At 65.7% G+C, this 23,497-nt stretch carries 19 protein-coding genes and 1 tRNA gene; 16 read left to right on the top strand and 4 right to left on the bottom strand.

Going from position 1 to position 23,497, the window contains the following annotated elements:
- Positions 1–40 precede the first annotated feature (40 nt).
- The 5 genes from ABDW49_RS01865 to ABDW49_RS01845 all read left to right on the top strand — a co-directional run bounded on the left by ABDW49_RS01865 (position 41) and on the right by ABDW49_RS01845 (position 4,881).
- On the top strand, positions 41–421 hold the full coding sequence (locus ABDW49_RS01865; protein WP_343609293.1) for a hypothetical protein: 381 nt from the start codon (positions 41–43) through the stop codon (positions 419–421).
- Positions 411–1,658, top strand: a complete 1,248-nt coding sequence (locus ABDW49_RS01860; RefSeq protein WP_343609291.1) for a hypothetical protein — start codon at positions 411–413, stop codon at positions 1,656–1,658. Before ABDW49_RS01865 ends, ABDW49_RS01860 begins: the two co-directional genes overlap by 11 nt.
- Positions 1,651–2,202: a hypothetical protein gene (locus ABDW49_RS01855; RefSeq protein WP_343609289.1), complete on the top strand. Its 552-nt coding sequence runs from the start codon at positions 1,651–1,653 to the stop codon at positions 2,200–2,202. The genes ABDW49_RS01860 and ABDW49_RS01855 overlap by 8 nt, the downstream gene beginning before the upstream one ends.
- A 110-nt stretch (positions 2,203–2,312) precedes the next feature.
- Positions 2,313–2,386, top strand: a tRNA-Gln gene (locus tag ABDW49_RS01850).
- A 488-nt stretch (positions 2,387–2,874) separates the two neighbouring features.
- Positions 2,875–4,881: a M1 family metallopeptidase gene (locus ABDW49_RS01845; protein WP_343609288.1), complete on the top strand. Its 2,007-nt coding sequence runs from the start codon at positions 2,875–2,877 to the stop codon at positions 4,879–4,881.
- Positions 4,882–4,925: 44 nt separating this feature from the next.
- Here the strand turns inward: ABDW49_RS01845 and ABDW49_RS01840 are convergent, their stop codons facing one another.
- Entirely contained in the window at positions 4,926–5,771 is an 846-nt protein-coding gene (locus ABDW49_RS01840) for a DMT family transporter (protein WP_343609287.1), read from the bottom strand.
- Positions 5,772–6,027: 256 nt separating this feature from the next.
- Positions 6,028–6,777 carry a copper homeostasis protein CutC gene (locus tag ABDW49_RS01835; protein WP_343609285.1) on the bottom strand — a complete coding sequence of 250 codons (750 nt, stop codon included), beginning with the start codon at positions 6,775–6,777 and terminating at the stop codon, positions 6,028–6,030.
- A 194-nt stretch (positions 6,778–6,971) separates the two neighbouring features.
- Here ABDW49_RS01835 and ABDW49_RS01830 point away from each other — a divergent pair, with 194 nt between their 5' ends.
- Positions 6,972–8,510, top strand: a complete 1,539-nt coding sequence (locus tag ABDW49_RS01830) for a M81 family metallopeptidase (protein WP_343609283.1) — start codon at positions 6,972–6,974, stop codon at positions 8,508–8,510.
- A gap of 258 nt (positions 8,511–8,768) precedes the next feature.
- The gene (locus ABDW49_RS01825; protein ID WP_343609281.1) at positions 8,769–9,521 is read left to right on the top strand and encodes a hypothetical protein; all 753 of its coding nucleotides are present in this window, start codon (positions 8,769–8,771) and stop codon (positions 9,519–9,521) included.
- A gap of 72 nt (positions 9,522–9,593) precedes the next feature.
- On the opposite strand, the gene ABDW49_RS01820 is transcribed toward ABDW49_RS01825, so the two are convergent.
- The gene (locus ABDW49_RS01820; protein ID WP_343609279.1) at positions 9,594–10,655 is read right to left on the bottom strand and encodes a LacI family DNA-binding transcriptional regulator; all 1,062 of its coding nucleotides are present in this window, start codon (positions 10,653–10,655) and stop codon (positions 9,594–9,596) included.
- Between the two features lie 450 nt (positions 10,656–11,105).
- Here ABDW49_RS01820 and ABDW49_RS01815 point away from each other — a divergent pair, with 450 nt between their 5' ends.
- From ABDW49_RS01815 to ABDW49_RS01775, 9 genes are all read left to right on the top strand, one after another.
- The gene (locus ABDW49_RS01815; RefSeq protein ID WP_343609278.1) at positions 11,106–13,394 is read left to right on the top strand and encodes a TonB-dependent receptor; all 2,289 of its coding nucleotides are present in this window, start codon (positions 11,106–11,108) and stop codon (positions 13,392–13,394) included.
- A gap of 20 nt (positions 13,395–13,414) precedes the next feature.
- On the top strand, positions 13,415–16,501 hold the full coding sequence (locus tag ABDW49_RS01810; RefSeq protein WP_343609276.1) for a glycoside hydrolase family 2 TIM barrel-domain containing protein: 3,087 nt from the start codon (positions 13,415–13,417) through the stop codon (positions 16,499–16,501).
- 128 nt (positions 16,502–16,629) lie between these two features.
- A complete protein-coding gene (locus ABDW49_RS01805) occupies positions 16,630–17,022 on the top strand; it encodes a hypothetical protein (RefSeq protein ID WP_343609274.1) in 393 nt (130 codons plus the stop codon).
- Between the two features lie 111 nt (positions 17,023–17,133).
- Complete coding sequence (locus ABDW49_RS01800; protein ID WP_343609272.1) at positions 17,134–17,652, top strand: hypothetical protein; 519 nt, start codon at positions 17,134–17,136, stop codon at positions 17,650–17,652.
- Complete coding sequence (locus ABDW49_RS01795) at positions 17,636–17,878, top strand: DUF6434 domain-containing protein (RefSeq protein ID WP_343609270.1); 243 nt, start codon at positions 17,636–17,638, stop codon at positions 17,876–17,878. The genes ABDW49_RS01800 and ABDW49_RS01795 overlap by 17 nt, the downstream gene beginning before the upstream one ends.
- Positions 17,879–17,920: 42 nt before the next feature.
- Entirely contained in the window at positions 17,921–20,008 is a 2,088-nt protein-coding gene (locus ABDW49_RS01790) for an FUSC family protein (protein WP_343609268.1), read from the top strand.
- Entirely contained in the window at positions 20,005–20,253 is a 249-nt protein-coding gene (locus ABDW49_RS01785; RefSeq protein WP_343609267.1) for a DUF1656 domain-containing protein, read from the top strand. The genes ABDW49_RS01790 and ABDW49_RS01785 overlap by 4 nt, the downstream gene beginning before the upstream one ends.
- Positions 20,250–21,278: an HlyD family secretion protein gene (locus ABDW49_RS01780; RefSeq protein WP_343609265.1), complete on the top strand. Its 1,029-nt coding sequence runs from the start codon at positions 20,250–20,252 to the stop codon at positions 21,276–21,278. Before ABDW49_RS01785 ends, ABDW49_RS01780 begins: the two co-directional genes overlap by 4 nt.
- A complete protein-coding gene (locus ABDW49_RS01775) occupies positions 21,275–22,738 on the top strand; it encodes an efflux transporter outer membrane subunit (protein WP_343609264.1) in 1,464 nt (487 codons plus the stop codon). The genes ABDW49_RS01780 and ABDW49_RS01775 overlap by 4 nt, the downstream gene beginning before the upstream one ends.
- On the opposite strand, the gene ABDW49_RS01770 is transcribed toward ABDW49_RS01775, so the two are convergent.
- Positions 22,739–23,482, bottom strand: a complete 744-nt coding sequence (locus ABDW49_RS01770; RefSeq protein WP_343609262.1) for an MgtC/SapB family protein — start codon at positions 23,480–23,482, stop codon at positions 22,739–22,741. It abuts the gene before it with no gap.
- Between the last annotated feature and the right edge of the window lie 15 nt (positions 23,483–23,497).

Raw genomic sequence — 23,497 nt, 5'->3', positions numbered from 1 at the left:
TCCCCAGAGTCATACCTTTCGGCAAATGGAGGCCGACACTATGCCTGACCACATCCAGGCCAATCAGCCTGATCCCGCTATCCGCGCCTACATCAAACGCCTTGGCGGCCCGGAAGCCTTTGCCACCAAACATAACCTGTCCGTCCGCAACGCCCAGCGGATCTACAATGGCAAGCGCCCCTGCCCCAATCGCCTGCGCGATGAGATCATGGCCCAGATGACGCTCTACCGCATCGAGGGCATCGGCCCATCGCCCAAGATCCTGCCGCGCCCCATCATGGCACCGGGCACCGTCCGCCAGTCCGGCGAGATCACCGGCATGTGGATCGACGAGCTGGCCGATGAACCCATCCGCAGCTTTGAAGGGCCCACTCTCATCTGGCCGCAAGACGTGGCGAAGGAGGGCGACCATGACCAATAAACGTCAAATCCCCTTCCTGCACTGGGCCAAGCGCGCCAATGGCACCCGTGTCGCCCACTGGAAGCCCAGCCCGCGCCTGCGCAAAATGGGCTGGAAGAACCGCATGCTGGGCACGGGCGATCAGGAGGAAGAGGTTGTCCTCGCCGCCCTCGCCCTCAACAAACAGGTCGCCGATTGGGAAAACGCGCGCGGCTCGATGCCGGCGCCGAACAAGCCCCGCCGCCGCATCTTCGCCGACCTCATCACCGAATATCGCGACAGCAGCGAATGGCGCGACCTCGCCCACGCCACCCACAAGGAATACAACACCCGGCTCCGCTTTCTGGAAAGCTGGGCCATGGATGGCCGCCTCCCGCTTGACCAGCTCGACACGCAGATGGTCATCGATCTGAAAGAGGCCATGCTGTCCCGCCCGGTGCCCAAGGCCGAAGGCGAGGAAGACGATGACGACGAGGACGAGGAAGGCGGGCGCAAGCCGAACCCCAACCTGCATCGCACCGCCGCCACCCTGCGCGTGCTGCGCCTGCTTATGAACTGGGCCGTCGCCCGGAAATGGATCGAGATAAACCCCACAACCAACGTCCGTATTCCCACCCCGCCATCACGCACTGCGGCGCTTCTGCCCGATCAGGTCGAGGCGGCGGCGCTCGCGGCGGAAAAATCTGAAACGCCAGCGGTCGCGCTCGCCCTGCGCCTCAACCTCTGGATCATCCAGCGCCGGGCAGACGTGCTGGCCCTCAACCGCCTGTCATGGCGCGTGCTGGAGGATGTGGAGCCTACCGACCGCGCGATCCTCGCCAACCCCCGGGGCGAGGTGAAAGGCTTTCGCCTGCGTCAGCAGAAAACCGGCAAATGGGTCTGCTGCCCGGTACCGCCCGATATGCATGATGCCGTGGAAGCCGCTTTCGAGCGCTCTCAGTGGCTTGTGCCCGATGACAGCGACTTGACCCGCGCTTGCCCCGAATACCTCTTCACGCGCCGCGTGCGGCCAATTCTCGATAGCGTCGGCCTGCACAAGTACGAATTCCGCGACATGCGCCGCTCCGGGATGATGATGTACGCTCAGATGCGCGTCACCCTGCCCGGCATCACCGCCATCAGCGGCCATGCGGTGACGGGCAAAAAGACGATCCTCGATACCTACATGCCCGGCAACGAGCGCCTGGCCTGCGATGCCGTCGCCACTGCCCTGCGCACCATCGCCGCCCGCAAACAGAGGGAGCAAAGCAATGGCTGATTTCGAAGGCATAAAACCGCGCCAGCACAAGCGATCCTATATCCAGAGGCTGGAAGCTGACCCACGCCTGCACGCGATGTTCACAGGTTGGGTTGCGCAAGCCGTCAGGGAGGCAGAGGTCCTGCCCGGTGCTTACGGGCTCCCTTCGTGCTTTGCTGAAAAGGCAGCAGGGCTCGCGCTGGAACTGGCGCTGTCGCACATCCTCAATAATGATGGCGAATATCAGGCCCTGCTAGAGCAGCTTGAACGCACCACCAAAGCTCATCTCGATACCCTAAACCTCATCGCCATGCCGCTGGCCATACCTGTGGCGCAGACCATATCGGCCCTAAGCGATCCTGATACCTTTACCGCAGGGGTGAAGGCGGGGCTGGAAGCCGCTGAACAGAGGTGCCGATATGTGGCCAAGCACAACTCTGATCGGCAGGAAGAAGGGGAATACCGCGACGGCTTCGAGATCGCCTGCGAGGTCTGCTCACAAGCGATTGGGGGCATTGATCCCGCCAAGATCACCGCCCAAGCGCTTCCCGAGTCGCGGGGGTGATTCGCTTTTCAAGTCGCACATGCGACTTGAAATCCGTCGCACAGCTTTTTCATTTTTCCTGTTGACGCCCTGATTGTAGGCGTTTAGAGGCCCGCTCCACCGAGACACACTGCCCTGTCGTCTAATGGTAAGACTGCGGATTCTGATTCCGTCAATCGAGGTTCGAATCCTTGCAGGGCATCCATCTCACCCTCTCCCGACATTGAGATCACGCTCAACGGCCTGTCGGGACGAATGGCTTTTTCGCGCCCTTGGCCGGCATGGCGATGCTTCTATCCCGCACCCCCCACACGAGCGGCACATTCTGTCTGGCCGTCCGCCTCCCGGCGCTGCTGATCAGAAGCTTGCTGACATCAGAATCGCAACTGGCAACCGCCATGGCGGGGCGTAATCAGCCTCTCCGGCCATGGCCATGCCATTCTCGACGACAGCGATATGACGGATATGACGTTCGTTCAGAGCGTCAAACAGCTCGCCATATCGGGCCTGAGGATAGAAGGCGCGCTCAAGGTTCTCAACAGGGACTTTGTTCTCTCGGCAGGGGCGGGCCTTACGGGGCAAATGCCTCCTTGATATAGTGTCACACAATGCGAGGAGGGAACCTTCGCGCCAACGGCCCCGCCTGGCGTGGCCCCTGTTCTGATGTCCCTGCTTCCGATGGAGGATTGATCGATGCCCCTCACCGCCTTGCGTGCGCATCCCCTGCTGCTGGGGGGCCTGTCATACAGCCGCACGCTTCTGGCCATCGCCCTCGCCAGCCTCCCCGCTGCCGCTTTCGCCCAGAGCTATCAGCCGCGCGAGACTTTTGCGCCCTTCGACATGGGCCAGCCGGTGAACAACTATCGCTCGGGCAATGGCCTGCCGGGCGCGGCCTATTGGCAGAACCGCGCCGATTACGCGATCCACGCGAAACTTGACGAGCATGGCGAAACCGGCGCCCCCACCCTCTCGGCCAGCGAGGACATCGACTACACCAACAACAGCCCCGACACGCTCGATGTGCTATGGGTGCAGCTCGACCAGAACATCTATAAGAAGGACAGCCGGGGCACCTTCGCCGGAGGTCGCCCGCGCCCCACCTCGACCGACGGCTTCGTGCTGGATGGGGTGGAAGTCGAAACGAAAAGCGGCTTCGTCCCGGTCCACTCGCTGGTCAGCGATACGCGGCTGCGGGTCGATCTGCCCACCGCTCTGGCACCCAAGGGAGGCAAGGCGAAGCTGCGCATCCGCTATCACTTCGCCATCCCCGGCAAATGGGGCGGACGCATGTCATGGGGCCCGGCCAAGGACGGCCCGATCTATGACATGGCCCAGTGGTATCCGCGCATGGCCGTCTATGACGATCTGCGCGGATGGGACACGCTGCCCTATCTGGCGCAGGAGTTTTACCTCGAATACGGCAATTTCGACTATTGGGTGACGACGCCCAGCACCATGCTGGTGGCCGGCTCGGGCGAGCTGATGAACCCGCAGGAGGTGCTCACTGCCACCCAGCGCGCGCGGCTGGACAAAGCCCGCGTCAGCGATGCCACGGTGATGATCCGCAGCCCTCAGGAAATCACCGATCCCGCCAGCCGCCCCAAACCCGACGGCACGCTGACCTGGCACTTCCAGATGAAGGACACGCGCGATGTGGCCTTCAGCGCCTCCTCGGTCTTTGCCTGGGATGCGGCGCGGATCAACCTGCCGGGCGGCAAGACCTCGCTGGCCATGTCCTTCTATCCCGCAGAGAGTCAGGGCAATGACCGCTGGGGCCGCTCGACCGAATATGTGAAGGATACGGTGGAGCGCATGTCACAGCGCTGGTCGGCCTACCCATGGCCCGCCGCGATCAATGTGGCGGGGCCCTCCTCGGGCATCGAATATCCCGGCATCGTCTTCGACGGCATCGAGGACAAGGGCAAGACGCTGTTCTGGATCACCGCGCATGAGATCGGCCATAGCTGGTTCCCGATGATCGTCGGCTTCGACGAGCGCCGCGACGCCTGGATGGACGAGGGCTTCAACACCTTCATCGACATTTACGAGTCCGACGACTTCAACAAGGGCGAATACGCCCCCAAGCGCGACAGCGAGTTCGCGCCGGGCGGCGGCAATCCGGTCGATGAAATCCTGCCCATGCTCGCCGACCCTGCCGCGCCCCCGATCCTGAGCCGCGCCGACACGATCATCGAGAAGTACCGCCACCCGGTGACCTATTTCAAATCGGCGCTGGGGCTGAAATTGCTGCGTGAGGAAATCCTCGGCCCCGAACGTTTCGATCCCGCCTTCCGCCGCTTTATCGACGCCTGGCGTTTCAAGCATCCCAAGCCCGCCGACTTCTTCCGCGCCATGGAAAGCGAGGGCGGCGAGGATCTGAGCTGGTGGTGGCGGGGCTGGTATGCGAACAACTGGCAGCTCGATCTGGGGATCGACAAGATCGCCCCCGATGCCACCAAGGGTACCACGGCGATCACCGTCAGCAGCCATGACCGGCTGGTGATGCCGGTCACCCTGCGCGTGGCCTTCAGCGACGGCACGCAGCGCGACTATCGCCTGCCCGCCGAAAGCTGGATCCGCCAACCCGCCACCACCATCACCGTCGAACCGGGCAAGGTGGTAACCAGCGCCACGCTGGACCCCGAACACCGCATCCCCGACCGCGACCGCAGCAATGACAGCATGACGGTCGCAAAGTAACGCAGCGATGGCTCGGGCCCGCGAAGGCCCGAGCCATCACCTCCTCAGGCGAAGCTCATCGCCAGCCCGGCGATCACCGCGCCAAAGCCCACCATGCCCAGCGGCGCCATCGCATGGCCCAGCAAGGCCCAGTCCATCAGCGCCGTCACGCCCGGCACCAGATAGAGCGTGCTGGTCACATTGACGAGATTGCCCTGCGCAATCAGGCGATAGAGCGCAAAGGTCGCCCCTACCGAGATCGGCAACGCCAGCCACAGCGCGCAGAACAGAAAGGTCGGGCTCCATGACAGATGGAAAGGCTCGAACGGCGCGATCAGGGCGATCACCAGCAGGCCGGTGGCATATTGCAGCGGCAGCACATCCCACGGGGCCTGACTCTCGCGCTTTTGCCAGATCGCGCCGCCGGTGATGCCCAGCAGCGCCAGCAGCGCGAAGGTCAAACCGGCCAGCCCGAATTGCGCGCCCGCCATGCCGTCCCACACCACCATCGCCACCCCGGCCAGCGCGCAGAGCAGCCCGCCGCCGCGCAGCAGGGTGAAGCGATGCTCGGTGATGGCCAGGGTCAGCAGCGGCTGGATGCCCAGCAAGGTCGCCAGCAGGCCGGGCCGCAGCCCATGCTCCATGGCCAGCAGATAGCAGGAGGAGTAGATCCCCGCCATCGCCAGCCCGATGCCCATCACCCGCAGGCGGCTGCCCCGCTCGGGCAGGAAGCGCCCCCGCCGCAAGGCGAAAGCCGAAAGCACCGCCAGCGCGATGCCATAGCGCAGGATCAACAGGGCAAAGGGCGAGCCATGGCGCAGGCCCACTTCGGAAACGATGGCGCCGCTGCTCCACAGCAGCACGAAAAGGCTCGTGAGGACGAAGGCCCTCGCGGAAAAACGAAATGTCATGAATCACCTGAAAATGCAGTTATCCGGCGCGCGAGGGGCGCCGGGCCAAAGCGTCAGACGGGCTTAACCCGCGACGGCAGAAGTCGGAGGAGTCGCGGCCCGAACGACCACGACACGCTGCATGACAGGGGGAGGAGGCGAGATGCCCCGGCGCAGACCGCGAAACCCGGACGAACCGGACATCAGCAAGGAGGAAAGGGTCTGCATGGCGCCAAGGCTAGGGTAATCCGCGCAGTGAGGCAAGCTGTTCCCGGATTCAGGCTTTCGCCAGATCGTCGAGCACACGGCGCATCCGCTCGACAGCGGCGCGGTCGGTCGCGCTCCGGCGCGGCGGGGCAAAGCCCATCGCGACGGCGCGCGGATCGCCGCCATCGCGTATACCGCTGCAGGAGGCATGGACCGCCCTCACCCCGGTGGCCGCCACCAGCGCGCCGACATTCTCCGCGCGCAAGCCGCTGCCCGCCAGAATGGTCAGATCCGGCCCGGCGCGCCGCACCATCGCCAGGATTTCATCGTTCCCCTCGGGCGCCTTGAGCGCGCCGCCCGAGGTGAGGATCGTATCGATGCCCAAAGCCCGCGCGACCTCCACCGCCTCGCGCGGCGAAGGCAGCAGATCGACGGCACGATGCAGCGTCACCCCCATGCCCGATGCGGCAGCCATCAAGCCTTCCAGCACGGCCCGGTCCAGCGCCCCCGCGGCATCGATCGCGCCGATCACCACCCCGGCCAGACCGGCATCGCGCGCGGCTTTGATGTCATCACGCATCACGGCGACCTCCGCCGCGTCAAAGGTGAAATCTCCGGCGCGCGGGCGGATCATCGCACGCACCGGCAGGGATTGCCGCCCGGCCAGCGCCATCAGCCCGGCCGAGGGTGTCAGCCCGCCCTCGCCCAGCGAGGAGCACAGCTCGATTCTGTCCGCCCCGCCCGCAATGGCGGCCTCCAGCCCTTCCGCCGTATCGACGCAGACTTCGAGCAGGATTGCGGGCAGCAGGATATCGGGCACTCTCAACTCCACGCATCGCGGTTTCGGCAATCGGCCTTGCGCATGTGCAAAAAACCGCGCCTTCATTCAAGGCATTGCCGACTGAGCCGGCGCTCTCAGCGGGAAAGGCGCTCAACAATGTGGCGAACGACCACTATCTGTCAGGCGCGCGCAGTGCCACCGCCCAACAGTCACGCGCCGATCAGGAGATCCCCATGAAGCGTCGTTCCTTTCTTCGCTCGGCGGGTACGGGCGCCATCGCCGCCATGACCGTGGGCGCTCCGCTGGCTCAGGGCGCGCCTCTGGTGGAGCCGCTGGGCCGCATGCCGCGCATCGCCTTTGGCGGCATTGCCTCGGAATGCAGCACCTACAGCAACATCCGGCAGGTCATCACCGATGCCAACATCCTGCGCGGCGAGGCTCTGGCCGCCAATGAGCGCTTTGCCTTCCTCAAGCGCTATGAGATGCCCTTCCTGCCCACCCTCGTCGCCGTCTTCCCCTCCGGCGGACCACTGGCGCGGGCGACCTATGAGGCGATCAAGGCCGACTATCTCGACCGGCTGAAAGCGCTGCTGCCGCTCGACGGCGTCTATCTGCCAATGCATGGCGCGCTGGCGGTGGACGGCATGGAGGATGCCGAGGGCGACTGGTATGAGGCCACCCGCAAGCTGGTGGGCCCGGCCTGCATCCTCTCGGCCAGCTATGATCTGCACGGCAATTTCAGCAGGAAGATCGTCGACACGCTGGACGCCATGTCGGCCTATCGCACCGCCCCGCATGTGGACCGCGTGGAAACCATGATGCGCGCCACCGACATGCTGACCCACGCCCTTCGCACGGGTGAGCGGCCTTCCATCGTCTGGGCCAGCATCCCCATCGTCCTGCCCGGCGAGCAGACCAGCACCGAATGGGAGCCGGGCCGACGCCTGTGGTCGGACCTGTCGGAGTACAACCGGCTCTCGGGCATTCTCGATGTGACGACGCTGGTCGGCTATGTCTGGGCCGATGAGCCGCGCTCGGCCGCCTCGATCGTGGTGACGGGCACCAATCGCGCGATGCAGACGCTGATCGCCACCGAACTGGCCAGTCGCTATTGGGCGGCCCGGCGCGAGTTCCGCTTCGACTTCCCCACCGGCACCATCGCCCAGACCCTGGCGCAGGCCATGGCATCGCAGACCCATCCGGTGATCATTTCCGATTCCGGCGACAATCCGGGCGGCGGCGGCAATGCCGACCAGAGCTTCTTTCTGCAGGCCGTGCTCGATGCGGGGGCGAAGAATGTGTTGCTGGGCGGCATGACCGACAAGCCCGCCACCGATGCCTGCTATGCCGCGGGCGTGGGGGCGACGATCCCGCTGTCGGTCGGCGCCACGCTGGACCCCATCATGTGCAAACCGGTGAAGGTGGAGGCGACGGTCAAATATCTCGCCAAGGCCGCCGATCCCGCCGACCGCGAGGCGGTGATCAGCTTCCGGGGCGTGACCATGACCCTCGCCGCGCGCCGCCGCGCCTATCACGAGGCCGATGCCTTCCGTTCACTGGGGGAGGAGCCGCTGAAGTATGACATCGTGGTGCTGAAATGCGGCTATCTGGCGCCCACGATGAAGCCTCTGGCCAATCCACATCTGATGGCGCTGTCGCCCGGCGCGATCGATCAGGATATCCTGCATCTGGCCAACAAAAGGCGCGGTCCGCGTTTCCCCTGGCAGCCCGATCTGCCCTATGTGCCGCAGCCTTATTTTTCGCCCCGTTGACCGCCCACACGCCCCATCCGTTCAGGAAATGATTGGACGCCTGCCTTTTTCTTCTGACATACTTGCGGGGTGAGAGTCTGTTTGGAAATCCGGCGAAAGCCGAATTTGCGGCACCAGCCCTCTCCCCCACCCGGCCACCCATATCATCCTGCCGTTGGGTGGCCGGGTGGGGGAGAGGGCTGGTGCCGCGCTGAACATGCGCTTTAGCGCATGTTCCAAACGGGCTCCAAGTGTTCAGCAGAACCGAAGGACAAGCCCATGGCGCGCGGCAAGATCACCATGGTTCTGGGCGGCACGCTGGCGGCGGCGCTGGTGACGGGCGGCATCGTGCTGGCGACCCATCCGGCGACAGGCAACTCCTCGGACGCCAACACGCCGAGCCTGAGCAGCGTGACCGCAACCACCCCTGCTGCGCCCTTCGACATCGAAAGCTACACCTACAGCGATGCCTTTGTCGGCGGCATCAAGGTGGCGCAGATCCGCGCCATCGTGACGGGTGACGACCGCAACCGCTGGGCGGCCACGATCATCACCATCGGCCAGATGGCTCAGCAGTCGGGCGCGGAAGCCGTCAAGGTGACCCTGCTGCGCAACATCCCCAAAACCGTGCCTGACATCATGCGCGAGCTGGGGCACGCCTGGTATCAGCCGGTCCCCAACCGCACGGTGTGGAACGACAAGGAAAAATGGACGATCTTCGTCGCCCAGCCGCGCCATATCGCGGATGACCGGACCATCGCGGTCAATCAGGCCTATCACGAGGCGTATCGCAAGCTGATCCGTGCCCGCGTCGATACCAACAAGGCGGCGGACCAGGCGCATCAGACGATTGCCGAACGCTTTCACCTGCCCTCCGACTGGAAGCTGTGGGCGGGCAATGTGAATGAGAACACCGACCGGGTCAGCCCGGAGGCGATCTCCATCGACAAGACGCCGGTGACCGACCGGCTCAAGGAGTTGAAGGACTGCCTGTCGATGGGCATGGCCTATCAGCCAAAGCCCTGCACCTAGGGCCTTGGCACGCGCGATGGGCAGGATCTGACGCAGCGCTCCGGGCAGCTACGGCATAACAGCTTCGCGGGATCAGCCCGCAGCCGTCGATTCGCGCACCACCAGCTCCAGCGCGACCGGCCCCACCGCCTCTGCGGAGGGCTCGCCATGGATGATCTCGATCAGCCACTCGGTCGCCTGCCGCGCCATCATCTGCAGGGGCCGCCGGATCGTGGTCAGCGAGGGCGAGACCATCGCGGCAATATCACTGCCGTCGAAACCGGCGATGGCCACATCCTCGGGCACGCGCAACCCCAGCTTCGTCGCCGCCTTCAGCACGCCGATGGCCGAGACATCGTTGCAGGCAAAGATCGCGCTGGGGCGGTCCTCGCCCGACAGCAGCCTGTGGCCCGCCTCAAGCCCGCCAGCGAACGTATAGTCGCCCTGCACCACATGATGCGGGGCCAGATGGACGCCTTTTTCCTCCAGCGCGGCGATAAAGCCGCTGGCCCTTTCCTGCGAGGACTGGCGCTCCGGCGAGCCGGTCACCAGAGCGATGCGGCGGTGGCCCAGATCGTAGAAATGCTCGGCCATGGCCCGTGTGGCGATGTTTTCGCCCGACACCAGCATGCCCGAATAGCCCGCCACATAGCGCGCGCCCAGCCCGATGGCGGGGATGTGAAGCCCGGCCAGCATCTCGGGCAGCCTGGGCTCCTCCGAGGTGGGGGACAGCACGATGACACCATCGACGCGCGAGCGCTGAATAAATTCGCGCACATTGCGCACCAGATCGGGATCGTCGACCGAGGCGGAATGGACCACCAGCTCGAAGCCCTGCGCGGTGCAGGAGGTGACGATGCCATGCTGGATCGCGCCGATGGTGTGGGAATTGGCATCCCCCTGAATCACCCCGATCAGGTTCGAACGGCCCGAGCGAAGCCCGCGCGCCCGCGCGCTGGGGCTGAAATCCAGCTCCTCGATCGCCGCTTCCACCCGCAGCCGGGTCTCGCTGTTGACCAGCGGCGACTTGTTGACCACGCGCGAGGCGGTGCGCACCGACACGCCGGCCAGTTGCGCCACATCGACGATGGTGGCCACCGCCGGGCGCGGGGATGAGGCGCCATTGATCCGGTTGCCGGACTGATGATCTGTCATGCGTGTCGCGATCTCCGGACATGAGGCCTTGGACTGGCGGGAAGCGCTGTGGGGCGGACGGACAGGCGGAATATCAACAAACGCCGCAAGGTGCCAGCAACCTGCGGGAGGAGACGGAAAGCCACGCATCGACGGGGCGAACCGCCCTTTGCATCAAACGCTTTGCCGCTCTTTTCACTCCTTCTGCCAACGTAGGCAAAAAATTTTCCTGAACAGATTGACAGCCATTGCCAACGTAGGCAGTTATTCCTCAAGACCTTCATGGAGTCAATCTCCGCCCCAACAGGTGGAAAGGATCCGGCGTATACAATCACCCGCCGGCATGAACACAGTCACGCCATCGCAGAGTTGATGACCACATCCGGCCAAGACCGCCGATATCTGACCGATCTTCATCGCTAAAAATCAGACCAAGATCAAAAGAACAAAAATATCCCACGGAGGGGAACCATGGCTTCAAAACTTGATGACACCCGAGTTGCGTCCAACATCGGGATCATGGCGATTTCGATCATCGCCATGACCGTCGCAACCGCCACGCCGCTGCATGCGCAGGACACCGCCCCGGCCGCCCCCAAACCCGCGTCCGACAATGAGATCATCGTCACCGCGCAAAAGCGCGCGGAGAACATCCAGAAAGTCCCGCTCGCGGTTCAGGTGGTCAATGACCATGCGCTGCAGGTCAATGGCGTGCGCAATTTCGCCGATCTCTCGAAGGTCGCCCCCTCGCTGGTGGTGCGCCCGGCCGAGCAGCCGGTGAACTCCTCGATCTCGATCCGCGGCATCGGCACCTTCGCCTTCAGCATCAGCACCGAACCCAGCGTCGCGGTGCAGGTCGATGATGTGCCGGTGGCCTTTCAGGCCCGCGCCTTCACCAACCTCACCGACATCGACCGGCTCGAGGTGCTGCGCGGCCCCCAGAGCACGCTTTACGGCAAATCCGCCTCGGCAGGCCTGCTCAACATCGTGACCAAGGACCCCACGCCAACGCTGACCGGCCGCGTTGGCGCGCTGGCCACCTCGGATTCGGAGTTTCAGGGCAATGCCTCGCTGTCCGGGCCGCTGACCGACACGCTGGGCTTTCGCGCCTCGGTCAATTGGGACAAGTTTCTTGGCAATGTCACCAATGTCACCGATGGCCGCCGCCTGAGCGGACGTGAGGATTTCTCCGCGCGCGGCAAGCTGAAATGGACCCCCACCTCGGATCTGACGGTCCATCTCGGCCTCGATTATGTCGATGGGCACACCACGCTGGGCCAGCCCTTCATCACCATCTCGCCCGATGCGCGGCTGCGCGGCACGCCGGCACTCACCCCGGCGGTTTTTGCGCCGGGCATCACGGCCACGCTTGGCAACCGCCTGGTCGCCAATGATTTTGTCGGCGGCACGCGCTATCACGATTTCCAGCAATCGCTGCGCGCCAGCTATGATTTCGGCTTTGCCTCGCTGATGTCGATCACCTCGCATGACTTCTACAAGATGTATGACCGTCTGGACAATGACGGCACGGCCATCGCCGCCTTCAACAACCAGCAGACCGGCACCATCACCGCATCGCAATGGACCCAGGAGTTTCGCCTGATTTCCGCCAGCAACCAGCCGCTGCGCTATACGCTGGGGCTGTTCTATGCCGATGCCAATTTCACCCAGATCCGCGATCGCGGGCAGGTCTTCTCGCTCAGCCATTACACCGCCTCGGCGGGCTCGTTGCAGAAGGCGGCCTTCGGTCAGCTTGAGTATGATGTGTTCAAGAACCTGACCACCATCGGCGGCCTGCGCTATGGCATCGACGATGTCAGCTACACCTTCCTCGACCGGCAGAACGGCAATGCCTATTTCTCCGGCTCGGACGAGCGCGATTATGTCACCTACAAGGCCAGCCTGCGCTACACCTTCACCCCCGATGTGAATGTGTTTTTCACCCATGCCTCGGGCCGCAAGGGCGTCAGCTATGATCTGAGCACCGGTTTCAACGCCACCCGCGCCGCCGGCGGGCCGGTGAAGCCGGAAACCTCCAAGGACTTTGAACTCGGCCTGCGCAGCCAGATGTTCAACCGCCGCCTGACCTTCAACGCCACCTTGTTCACCGCCACCTACAAGAACTTCCAGGCGCAGGGCATCGAAACCCTGCCCGATGGCACATCGAACTTCCGCCTCGCCAATGTCGGCGCGATCCGCACACGCGGCGTCGAACTGGAAGCCAATGGCCGCGCGACCGATCACCTCTCGCTGGGCGGTTCGCTGGCCTATGTCGATGCGCGGATCACCTCTTTCCCGGTGGCGCAATGCTATCCGGGGCAGACGCTGGCGCTGGGCTGCGTGCCCGCCAATGCCGCGACCGGCGCGCCCGCCTTCCAGAATCTGGCAGGTGCCCGCCCGGCTCAGGCGCCGGTGTGGAAGGCCTCAGCCAACATCGATTACACCCATGCCCTCGGCAACGGCCCGCTGGAGGCCGCCGCCAACGCCGCCTTCTCCTACCAGAGCGCGATCAACTATTCGCTCAGTCAGGACCCGGCCACGGTGCAGGGCGGCTATGGCATTCTCAACCTCTCGCTGGGGGTGCGCTCGCAGGACCGCCGCTGGGAGGTGATGGGCTTCGTCAACAATGTCACCGACAAGCAATATGCCGCCAACCTCGGCAATGCCTATGGCACTTTCGGCAATCAGCTGGCGGTGACAGCCTTGCTGCCCCGCGATTTCCGCCGCTATTTCGGCGTGCGCTCATCTTTCCAATTCTGACCTGACAGGGGCCCAGTCGCATGAAGCGTCGTTTCGCAGCACTCTTTCTGGCCTCGGCCTGCCTGCCTTCCGCAGCGCTGGCCGCCCCCGGCCCCATCGACACGCAAAAGCAGATGTTGAGCGGGGACGGCCCCGACAATGCCGTCCCCTGGGATTTCACCATCGACGGCGGGGCACGCGCGGGGGAAAAGGCCACCATCCCCGTGCCCTCCAACTGGCAGCAGCAGGGCTTTGGCCATCCGCATTACGGCACCGACCGCGCCTGGCAGACGCATGATCGCGCCACCTATCACCGCAGCTTCACCGTGCCCGCCGACTGGCAGGGCAAGCGCATCCGCCTCACCTTCGATGCGGTGATGACCGACACCATCGTCAAGGTGAATGGCGTGCAGGCCGGGCCGCTGCATCAGGGCGGCTTCAACCGCTTCAGCTTCGACATCACCCCGCTGCTCAAGCTGGGCGCCAGCAATGATGTCGAGGTCGAGGTCGCGGAAAACTCGGCCAACAAGGACACCGAAATCGCCGAGCGCTATGGCGATTACTGGACCTTCGGCGGCATCTACCGCCCGGTCTGGCTGGAGGCGCTGCCCGCCGAGGCCATCGGCCATGTCAGCGTGGACGCGCGCGCCGATGGCACCATCGCCGCCGATATCACGCTGGCCGAACCCAGGACCGTCACCTCGGTTGTTGGCCAGATCGTCGACAAGGATGGCAACAAGGTGGGCACGCCCTTCTCCACCCCGATCCCGGCGGGCGGCACGGGGCTGGTGACGCTGCATGGCTCTGCGGCGAACCCGCGCCTGTGGTCGTCCGAAACGCCCAATCTCTATGTCCTCGATGTCACGCTCTTCAAGGGGAATGAGGCGGTGCATCATGTCCGCACCCGCTTCGGCTTCCGCACTTTCGAGGTGCGCGCGGGGGGGGGGCTTTACCTCAACGGGCAGAAGATCGTGCTCAAGGGCGTCAACCGCCACAGCTTCCGGCCCGACACCGGCCGCGCCTTGACCCATGCGAACTCCTATGAGGATGTGAAGCTGATCCGCGGCATGAACATGAATGCCGTGCGCATGTCGCATTACTCGCCCGAGGAGAGCTTCCTCAAAGCCTGCGACGAGCTGGGCCTCTATGTCCTCGATGAACTCAGCGGCTGGCAGCATTCCCACGACACGGAGGTCGGCCGCAAGCTGGTGCGCGAACTGGTCGAGCGCGACGTCAACCACCCCGCCATTCTCTTCTGGGACAATGGCAATGAGGGCGGCTTCAACCGCGAACTCGATCCCGAATATGCCCGCTATGACCCGCAACACCGCAAGGTGCTCCACCCGTGGGACCCGCATGACGGGGTGGATACCAAACATTACCCGAAATATCAGGATTTCGTGGCGCGGTTGAACGGCCCCAATCTGGTAATGCCCACCGAATTCCAGCACGGCCTCTATGACGGCGGCGCGGGCGCGGCGATGGAGGATGTGTGGCAGGCGATCAAGGCCTCGCCCCATGGCGCGGGCGGCTTCGTCTGGGTCTTCGCCGATGAGGGGCTGGCCCGCAAGGATCAGGGCGGGCGGATCGACAATGTCGGCACGCAGGCCCCCGACGGCATCCTCGACGCGCGCCATAACCCCGAGCCGAGCTATTTCACCATCCGCGACATCTATGCGCCGGTGCAGATCACGCCGCCCACGCTGGATGGTTCTTTCGACGGGCAGATCAAACTGGCCAATGCCTATGATTTCACGCCCCTGTCGGCGCTAACCTTCCGCTGGGAATGGCTGCGCTTCCCGCTGCCCAGCGAGGCCGGAACCCAGCCGCGCGTTCTGGCCTCGGGGCAGATCACCGGTCCCGATGTGGCCCCGCACAGCGAGGGACGGCTGGCACTGCCCCGCTCGGCCAGCATGGGGCAGGCCGATGCCCTGCGCCTCACCGCACGTCGCGGCGAAGAGGACGTGATGCGCTGGGTCTGGCCCATCGCCACGCCCCGCCCCGAAGCCTCAGCGCCGCAAGCCGGAACGCCGCAGATCGCCAAAGCCAATGGCGCGATCCGCCTGACCGCGGGCCGCTTCAGCGCCGATTTCGACGAAAAGACCGGACTGCTGCACAAGATCGCCAGCGGCAGCCGCACGGTGGCGATCGCGGGCGGCCCGCGCCTCGTCTATGCCCATCCCGCCAGCGCTCAGCCGGTCTGGTCCGAGGTGACGGCGGCGGGCGACAATGTCTTCAAACCCGCTGCGCCGGGGCTGGCCAACATCGCCCAGATCGACTTCGGCCTCGATGAAAAAAGCTTCCTCTCCGGTTTCACCCTGCAAATCTCGCGCGACGGCAAGGCATGGACCACCGTCGCCGCGACGCAGCGCACATGGCGCGATCCCACGCTCTATGCCTTCCCCGCGCAGCAGATCGCGGCGATCCGCCTGCTCGATGTGCAGGGGCTGCATGGCGCGCTCAACCCGCCCAAGGTGAGGATCGGCTATCAGGCCGACCGTTTCGAGCCCGCACCGACCCCGGCCAGCACCGTAACCAGCGGCACCGGAACCGATCCTGCCACAGGCAAGCCGGTCGTCTGGCTCGATGCGCCGGGCGCGGGTGGGCTGGAACGGGCACACTGGACTCTGGACGCCAGCGGCGCGCTGCGGCTCGACTATCGCTATCAGCTCAGCGGCGCCTATGTTTACTATGGCGTGGGCTTCGACACCGCGCCGGTCACCTCGGCGCGTGCCCTGCTGCGCGGGCCATGGCCGGTGTGGAAGAACCGCCTGCGCGGGCCGGAACTCGGGGTCCACGATATCGCCGACAGCAAGAAGGCCGGCGCGCTGTCGCCCGCCAATGCCGGCTATTTCGCCGATCCGCGCTGGGTGAAGCTCGATATGGGCGGCGCGCCGCTGCTGATCCGTCCCTCGGCGGGCACGCCCTTTCTGCAGCTCGGCGCGCGGCTTCAGGACCACCCCAACACCAGCCCGCCCTTCCCGGACACCACCTTCGGCTTCATGCAGGCGATCCCCGGCATGGGGAACAAGTTCCACGAGGCGGCGGACACCGGGCCGCAAGGCCAGCCCACCAGCACCACCGGCAGCCATGAGGGGAGCCTGACCTTCACCCTGCCCGCGCCGTAAGGCACGGTTTTTCCGGCTTGAACCGTGGCTGTACCGGGCATTCGCAACCCGTTCAGATCGTGGGGTCCAAAGGGGGCGTGGCTGATCGACAATCACCCCCCGTCAGCCCGATACAAGCAGGAGGATTTATGAAGCTCGCCCGCGCAACGCTCGCCGCCGCCGCCCTTTCCATTGGCGCCGTCACCGCCGGTCTGATGGGCGCCAATGTCGCCATGGCCCAGCCTGGCCAATGGGCTCCTGGCCAGTGGAACCCCGGCACCTTCTGGCGCGGCGCGCCCGACAACCCCTATGAGCGCATCCACTTCCTGCGCGAGCGCGTCAACCGTGGCCGGGCCGACGGCAGCCTCGACCGCCGCGAAGCCGTCCGCGTCAGCCGCGAGCTGGACGGGGTGGAGCAGTGGATCCGCCGCATGCACTGGGCCGACGCCGGTCGCCTGACGCCCGACCAGCGCGCGCAGGTTCAGGGCCGCCTCGACGGCATCAGCCGCCAGATTCACTGGATGCGCCGCAACGGTTTCTAAGCGGCCACGATCCCTCCCGCCGGTTTTCACGACCGGCGGGAGAGGACATCAAGAACCGTCGACCTGCCGCGCAACCATGTTATAGAACCGCCAGCTTGAGCGGGGGATATCATGGGTTCACGCGGCGCGATCATCATGGGCTTTTTCGGCGCGGTGTTCATCGCCATGACGCTGCATTGGCAATGGCATGTTTCCGGAATGCCGCTCGCCCTGCCCTTTGCCGTTTTTGTCATGATCGGCCTTGGCGCTCTTCGCGTGATGCGCCTGCCGGGTGAGGGCATCACCCCCTCGCCTCGCGCCGAAAAGGCCATCACCTGGGCCAGCGTTGGCGAGGGGATCGGCCTGTTCCTCGCCTCCAATCTGGTGATGAACCTGCATCATCCCGAATGGCTGATGCCCGCCGTGGCGCTGGTCGTCGGCCTGCATTTCCTGCCCATCGCATGGGCCGCGCCCTTTCCGCCCTTTTACGCGCTGGGTTCGGCGCTGATCGCGGCGGCTGTCGTCGGTGTGCTGCTGCCCGCGCCACTGGGCGGGGCGCTCTCCGGCTTCGCGGCGGCGCTTGCCTTGTGGACCGCCTCGCTCGTCGCGCTGCTGCGCGATGCGGGCGCGAAACGTGCCGCCCTGTCCTGAAATGACCGCTTTCGACTGGCACGGCGCCCCGATCCACCGCGATACGCCCATTGATGGCACCTATCGCAACACGCAGAATGTCCGGCGCTTCTTCCTCGCCGCCTGCGGTCCGGACTTCGCGTTCGACCGGAGTTTCATGGCCTGGCTGAAGGACGGCACGCCCAAGACCATGGGCGAGGCCGCCGACATATGGACCCGCCATCACGCCCCTGCCCTACGCCCTTAAATGCTTGCTCCTTCCGGGGCTTATGCCTAAGATTTTTACCCTATGGCGGCTCCACCCCTCAGCCTGCGCGGTGTGTATGATTCCCTGCGCGTGCCGACGCTGCGGGATCTGGTCTTTTCCACCAAGGCCTATCTGGCCACCGCCCTCGCGCTGATCGTCGGCTTCAGTCAGGATCTGGAAAATCCGTACTGGGCGGTGCTCACGATCTACATCGTGCTCAACCCGCCCGAGACCGGGGCGATCCGCTCCAAGGCGCTGTTCCGTTTTATCGGCACCATCGCGGGCGGCACGGTGATGATGGGCGTCACCGGCCTGTTTGGCGATCAGTTGGGCATTCTGGTCACCGTCACGCTCGGCATCATCGTGGGCGCCACCTTTCTGCGCCAGATCGACCGGACCCCGGCCAATTACCTGTGGTTCTCGGCGGGGGTGACCGCCGGTGTGGTGGGCCTCACCAATCTGATGGCGCCGACCAATGTCTTCGATTACGCCACCGCGCGCATGGGCGAGATCTCGCTGGGCATTCTGGCGATCACCGCGGTCGACAGCGCCTTCTGGCCGCGCCCGATGACTCCCGATTTCCTGAAAACCATGGCCGACTGGCGCGGGCAAACCCGCGACTGGCTGGTCGATGCCCTCAGCCTCACCGCCGCGCAATCCCCCGATGAAGATCGCCGCCGCGCCCTGCGCCAGGGCCTGCGTGAGCTGACCAAGGCCGTCGGCGTGATCGATGCCAAGGCGGTGCAACTGCCCTTCGACGTTGTCGCCATGGCGCCGCGCGGACGGCAGCTCAACCTGCTGCGGCGGCAGGTGGTGGAGCTGATCGCCGATCTGGCGGGAATCGAGATCTGGGCGCGGTCCCTGCGCCATGACCGCCGCCTGCACACCGATCTGGGCCGCTCGCTCGACCTTGTGACGGCCTGGGTGCAGGAAACACCCGCAGACCCTCACGACCATGCTGCGCACGGCAACCTGCTGATCCACGCGCTGGAAGAGACGCGCGATGCGCTCGACCCGGCGGGCGGCGAGATCCTCACCATGGAGCGCGGGCTGCTCTCGCGCCTTGCCGCCTTTGTGCGCGCGTGGTCGGTGCTGGGCATCGCGCTGCATGCCATCGAGACCGGCGCAAAGCTGCCCGCGCCGCTCGAACGGATGGCGCGGCAGGCCAAACCGGTGCGCAGCGCGGATTATCTGGGCGCGTTCCTCGATGTCGTGCCGATGATCCTCTCCACCGGCCTCACCACGCTGATCTGGTATTTTACCGCCTGGAGTTCGGGCGGCGGGGCGCTGCTGTTCTCCTTCATCGGCTGCGTCTTCCTGACCGGGCAGGACCGCATCCTCTCCTCCAGCGTCGGGCTGGTGACATGGGTGATGACCGCCTTTGCCGTCGTCTTCCTCTACCAATATGCCATCCTGCCGCGCGTCACCGATTTTCCCGTGCTGATCGCGGTGCTGGGCTGCGTGCTGCTGCCCTTCGGCCTGATGATGGCGATGAATCTGGCGGGCATGCTGATCTGCGTCTACATCTTCGCCTTCCTCGGGCTGCAAAGCGCCTATGCCGCCGATTTCAACCAGAGTTTGCAGACGCTCAACGCCTCGCTGGCCGGGCTGCTGATCGCCTGCGGCTGCCTTTATGTGTGCAGCTATGACCATGCCCGCTTTGCGGCGCGGCGGCTGGTGCTGGCGGTGCGCCGCGACATTCTCGACATCGCGCGCAGCCACCGCATGCCCGACCGCGAGCGGTTCCTGTTTCTGGTGATCGACCGGCTGGCGCTCTATTTCCCCGCCGCCGAGCAGATTTACGGCGCCGGGCAATTGCCGCGCCTGCGCATGATCGACGATTTCGGCATCGGCATCAACCTGCTGGCGCTGCGCCAATGCGAGGGTGAGGTGAGCCCCCATATGCACGCCATCCTGTGTGACCTGCGCGCCCAGACCGCGCTCAGCTATCGCGACAGGCTGGCCGGGCGGCAGGAGGACGGCAGGCTGCGCGCCATGGTCAACGACGCGCTGGCCGACCCCGCCCTGCTGGCCGAAACCGCGCATGGCCGCCTGCGTGAGGCGCTGATGGGCATGCATCTGGCGCTGGAAGACGAAGTCGCGCCCCCGCCCGGAGAGATCATCCCATGATGGCCCATGACTTCCTGATCGGCGGGGTGATCCTCTCGCCCATCGTGCCGCAATTGCTGATCGCGCTGCTGCTCACGGTGCTGCTGTCGATCCTGCTGATGCGGCTGGGCTTTTACCGGCTGGTATGGCATCGACCGCTGGTCGAACTGGCAATTTTCTGCATCCTTCTGGGGACACTTGTGGCCTTGACTCCCGACGGCTCGTCGCAACCCTTTGGCACCATTCCCAGGGAGGCCGCGCGATGACCCGCCTGCTGCCCGATCTGGGGCGTATCCTGCTCACCATCCTGCTGATCGCCGGGGCCATTCTGGCGCTGGTGCTGGTCTGGCGCCATTACGAGGACGATCCCTGGACCCGCGACGGCGCGCTTCAGGCCGATGTGGTGCAGGTCAGCGCGGATGTCGCCGGGCTGGTGACTCAAATCCATGTCCATGACAACCAGCCGGTGCGCGCCGGGGATCTGCTCTTCACGGTCGATCAGGAGCGTTATGCCGCGCAGCTTGCCCAGGCCGATGCGGCGGTGGCCAGCGCGCAGGCCGGCATCGCCAATGCGAGCGCCACCATCACCAATGCGCAAGCCACGCTGAGCAACGCATTGCGCGAAAAGAGCCGCTATGTCGCGCTGGGCAATCTGGTCAGCCAGGAGGAGCGCGACACCCGCATTACAACCGTCGACAAGGATCAGGCCGCGCTGGTTCAGGCCCGCGCGGGGCTGCAATCCGCGCAGGCCGGGCTGAAACAGGCCGAGGCCAACAGGCGGCTGGCGCAGGTCAACATGGATCACTCGGCTGTGCGGGCCAAGGTCAACGGCTACATCACCGGCTTCTCGATGCGGCCGGGCGATTATGTCGCGGCGGGCAGTCCGCAATTCGCGCTGCTCGACACCGACAGCTTCTATGTGCTGGGCTATTTCGAGGAAACCAAGCTGCGCCGCTTTGCGCTGGGCGACAAGGTGCGCATCGACCTGCTGGGCGACAACCGCCCGCTATGGGGCCATGTCGACAGTCTGGCGGCGGGCATCACCGACCGCCAGCAGAATGCTTCGGAGCTGCGGCTGCCCAACATCACCCCGACCTTCAGCTGGATCCGGCTGGCGCAGCGCGTACCGGTGCGCGTGGTGATCGATACCGTGCCCACCAACATCCGCCTGGTCGCCGGGCGCACCGCGACGGTGACAGTGCTGCCCACGCATGAGAAGGTCGCTCCACGCGCCGCGCCCAATTCCACGCTGGTGCCGGGCACCGCGCCGCTTAACCGGGCCGCGCAATGAAGGGGCGCCTTGCCGCTGTCGGCACCCTGCTGCTGGCGGGCTGCACCGTCGGGCCGAACTATCACGCGCCGCCCTTGCAGGTGGGGGGCACACCGCCCGCCGCCTTCCTCGGCGCGGGCGATGCCGCCTATGACCAGCAAGGCGCGCTGCCGCCGCGCTGGTGGCGGCTCTACGACGATCCGCTGCTCGACGGGCTGGAGGAGAAGGCGCTCACCCACAACACCGATCTGCGCGTCGCGCTGGCCAGCCTGCAACAGGCGCAGGCCGCCCTGCGCGGGGCGGAACTTGCGCGCACGCCGCAGACCAGCCTGACGCTCGACCCGACCTATGGGCAGGCCTCGGGCGACTCCAAGGGCTCGCCCGTCGCCCTGAAACCGGGCTTCGCCTATGCCGGGACCGAGAGCATCTCCTACGATCTCGACCTGTTCGGGCGGCTGAAACGCTCGATCGAGGTCGGGCAGGCCAATCTCGGGGCGGCGCAGGCGGCGCTCGATCTGGCGCGGGTCAATGTCGCGGCGGCGACGGCGCAGGCCTATGTCACGGTCTGCGCGGCGGGGTTGCAGATCGCGGTCACCCGGCGCTCGATCACCGTGACCGAACAGTCGCTGGCGGTCACCCAGCGCCGCTATGACGCCGGGATCGCCGGGATCAACGATGTGGTGCGCGCCCGCACCCTGCTGCGCCAGACCGCCGCCACCCTGCCCGCGCTGGAGGCCCAGCAGCGCGGCGGCCTCTTCACGCTGGCCACGCTGACCGGCGACGCGCCGGAAACGCTGCCCACGCAGGTTGCAAGCTGCGCCGCGCCGCCGCTGATCCGCCACCCCATCCCCATCGGAGATGGCGCTACCCTGCTGGCCCGCCGCCCCGATGTGCGCGAGGCGGAACGCAAGCTGGCCTCCGCCGTGGCGGGGATCGGCGTCAGCACGGCAGCGCTTTATCCTTCGGTCAGTCTGGGCGGGTCGCTGGGCACGGTGGCGACCAGCGTGCCCGATATCGTCAAGGATCGCGGCTTCCAGTGGAGCGTCGGGCCGCTGCTCTCATGGTCCATCCCCAATCTGGGGCGGGCGCGGGCTCAGGTTGCGCAGTCCAATGCCGCGGCGCGCGGCGCGCTGGCCCAGTTCGACGGCACGGTGCTGACCGCGCTGCGCGAGACCGAGGGCGCGCTCAACACTTTGGCCCGGCGGCTCGACACCGAAAGGCAACTCACCGCCGCGCGCGACGATGCCGCCACCGCCAATGCCAACACCGCGCGGCTCTATGCCGGGGGCATCGGCCAGTTCCTCGACACGCTGGACGCCGAGCGCACGCTGATCGGGGCGGAAAATTCGCTGGCCAATGCCACGGCGCAGGTCTCGCAGGATCAGATCGCGCTGTTTCTGGCACTGGGCGGCGGGTGGCAGGACGCGCCGCCGGTGAAGGACACCTCGTTGGAAACCGTCACCGAGCGAAAAACCCGATAATCAGCTTGTCGTGCTCACCGTCCAGGTCGCGCTGATGATCGCCTGATGCCGGGCGATATGGCTGGTGATGGCGTCCAGCTCGGCGGGATCGGCGGTGGTGGGCAGCAGGACCGCGGCCAGTTCCACCTGAGCATCGCCATCGGTCAGCGTCTCGATCTCGCGGATCGGGTAGTGGTGGATATCCAGCTCCTCGAACAGCAGGTCGCGCGCGTCGGTGACGTGATCGTCGGAGCAGATCACATGGATGCGGTACAGCGCCTCGGTCTCGCCCGCCGTGATCGGGCGGCGGTTCACGAAATCGACCAGCGGGCGCAGCAGCGTGTTGCCCGCCAGCACGAAGATCGTCACCAGCACCGCCTCGGCCGGCTTGCGCGCGCCGGCAAAGCTGCCCACCGCCGCCGATGCCCAGAGCGTGGCCGCCGTGTTGAGCCCGCGCACATGGGTGCCCTCCTTCATGATGACACCCGCGCCCAGAAAGCCGATGCCCGACACGACATAGGAAATGACGCGCACCCCGCCATCGGCCCCCGCCGTGCGCAGCCCAAGGTCGACAAAGGCCGCCGCGCCCACCGCCACCAGCACATTGGTGCGCAGCCCGGCCGTGCGCTGGCGCCATTGCCGCTCCAGCCCGATCAGCGTGCCCAGCAGGAAGGCCGTCAGCAGGCAGATGCAACTGGCCAGCAGCGAGAGCACATCGACATCGAAAAGTTCGGCCAGAGCCTGAGCGCCGGTGGTGATATGCATGGGTTGGCCAGGCTC

The organism is Novosphingobium sp. (assembly GCF_039595395.1).
GTDB lineage: Bacteria > Pseudomonadota > Alphaproteobacteria > Sphingomonadales > Sphingomonadaceae > Novosphingobium.
This window is presented reverse-complemented; position numbering and strand designations above follow the sequence as displayed.

Excerpts from the sequence above, each read along its gene's own strand:
- ABDW49_RS01830 (WP_343609283.1), top strand. The coding sequence starts at position 6,972 with ATGAAGCGTCGTTCCTTTCTTCGCTCGGCGGGTACGGGCGCCATCGCC.
- ABDW49_RS01800 (WP_343609272.1), top strand. The coding sequence starts at position 17,134 with ATGGGTTCACGCGGCGCGATCATCATGGGCTTTTTCGGCGCGGTGTTC.
- ABDW49_RS01790 (WP_343609268.1), top strand. The coding sequence starts at position 17,921 with ATGGCGGCTCCACCCCTCAGCCTGCGCGGTGTGTATGATTCCCTGCGC.
- ABDW49_RS01825 (WP_343609281.1), top strand. The coding sequence starts at position 8,769 with ATGGCGCGCGGCAAGATCACCATGGTTCTGGGCGGCACGCTGGCGGCG.
- ABDW49_RS01780 (WP_343609265.1), top strand. The coding sequence starts at position 20,250 with ATGACCCGCCTGCTGCCCGATCTGGGGCGTATCCTGCTCACCATCCTG.
- ABDW49_RS01865 (WP_343609293.1), top strand. The coding sequence starts at position 41 with ATGCCTGACCACATCCAGGCCAATCAGCCTGATCCCGCTATCCGCGCC.
- ABDW49_RS01810 (WP_343609276.1), top strand. The coding sequence starts at position 13,415 with ATGAAGCGTCGTTTCGCAGCACTCTTTCTGGCCTCGGCCTGCCTGCCT.
- ABDW49_RS01815 (WP_343609278.1), top strand. The coding sequence starts at position 11,106 with ATGGCTTCAAAACTTGATGACACCCGAGTTGCGTCCAACATCGGGATC.
- ABDW49_RS01845 (WP_343609288.1), top strand. The coding sequence starts at position 2,875 with ATGCCCCTCACCGCCTTGCGTGCGCATCCCCTGCTGCTGGGGGGCCTG.
- ABDW49_RS01840 (WP_343609287.1), bottom strand. The coding sequence starts at position 5,771 with ATGACATTTCGTTTTTCCGCGAGGGCCTTCGTCCTCACGAGCCTTTTC.
- ABDW49_RS01775 (WP_343609264.1), top strand. The coding sequence starts at position 21,275 with ATGAAGGGGCGCCTTGCCGCTGTCGGCACCCTGCTGCTGGCGGGCTGC.
- ABDW49_RS01855 (WP_343609289.1), top strand. The coding sequence starts at position 1,651 with ATGGCTGATTTCGAAGGCATAAAACCGCGCCAGCACAAGCGATCCTAT.
- ABDW49_RS01820 (WP_343609279.1), bottom strand. The coding sequence starts at position 10,655 with ATGACAGATCATCAGTCCGGCAACCGGATCAATGGCGCCTCATCCCCG.
- ABDW49_RS01805 (WP_343609274.1), top strand. The coding sequence starts at position 16,630 with ATGAAGCTCGCCCGCGCAACGCTCGCCGCCGCCGCCCTTTCCATTGGC.
- ABDW49_RS01770 (WP_343609262.1), bottom strand. The coding sequence starts at position 23,482 with ATGCATATCACCACCGGCGCTCAGGCTCTGGCCGAACTTTTCGATGTC.
- ABDW49_RS01785 (WP_343609267.1), top strand. The coding sequence starts at position 20,005 with ATGATGGCCCATGACTTCCTGATCGGCGGGGTGATCCTCTCGCCCATC.
- ABDW49_RS01860 (WP_343609291.1), top strand. The coding sequence starts at position 411 with ATGACCAATAAACGTCAAATCCCCTTCCTGCACTGGGCCAAGCGCGCC.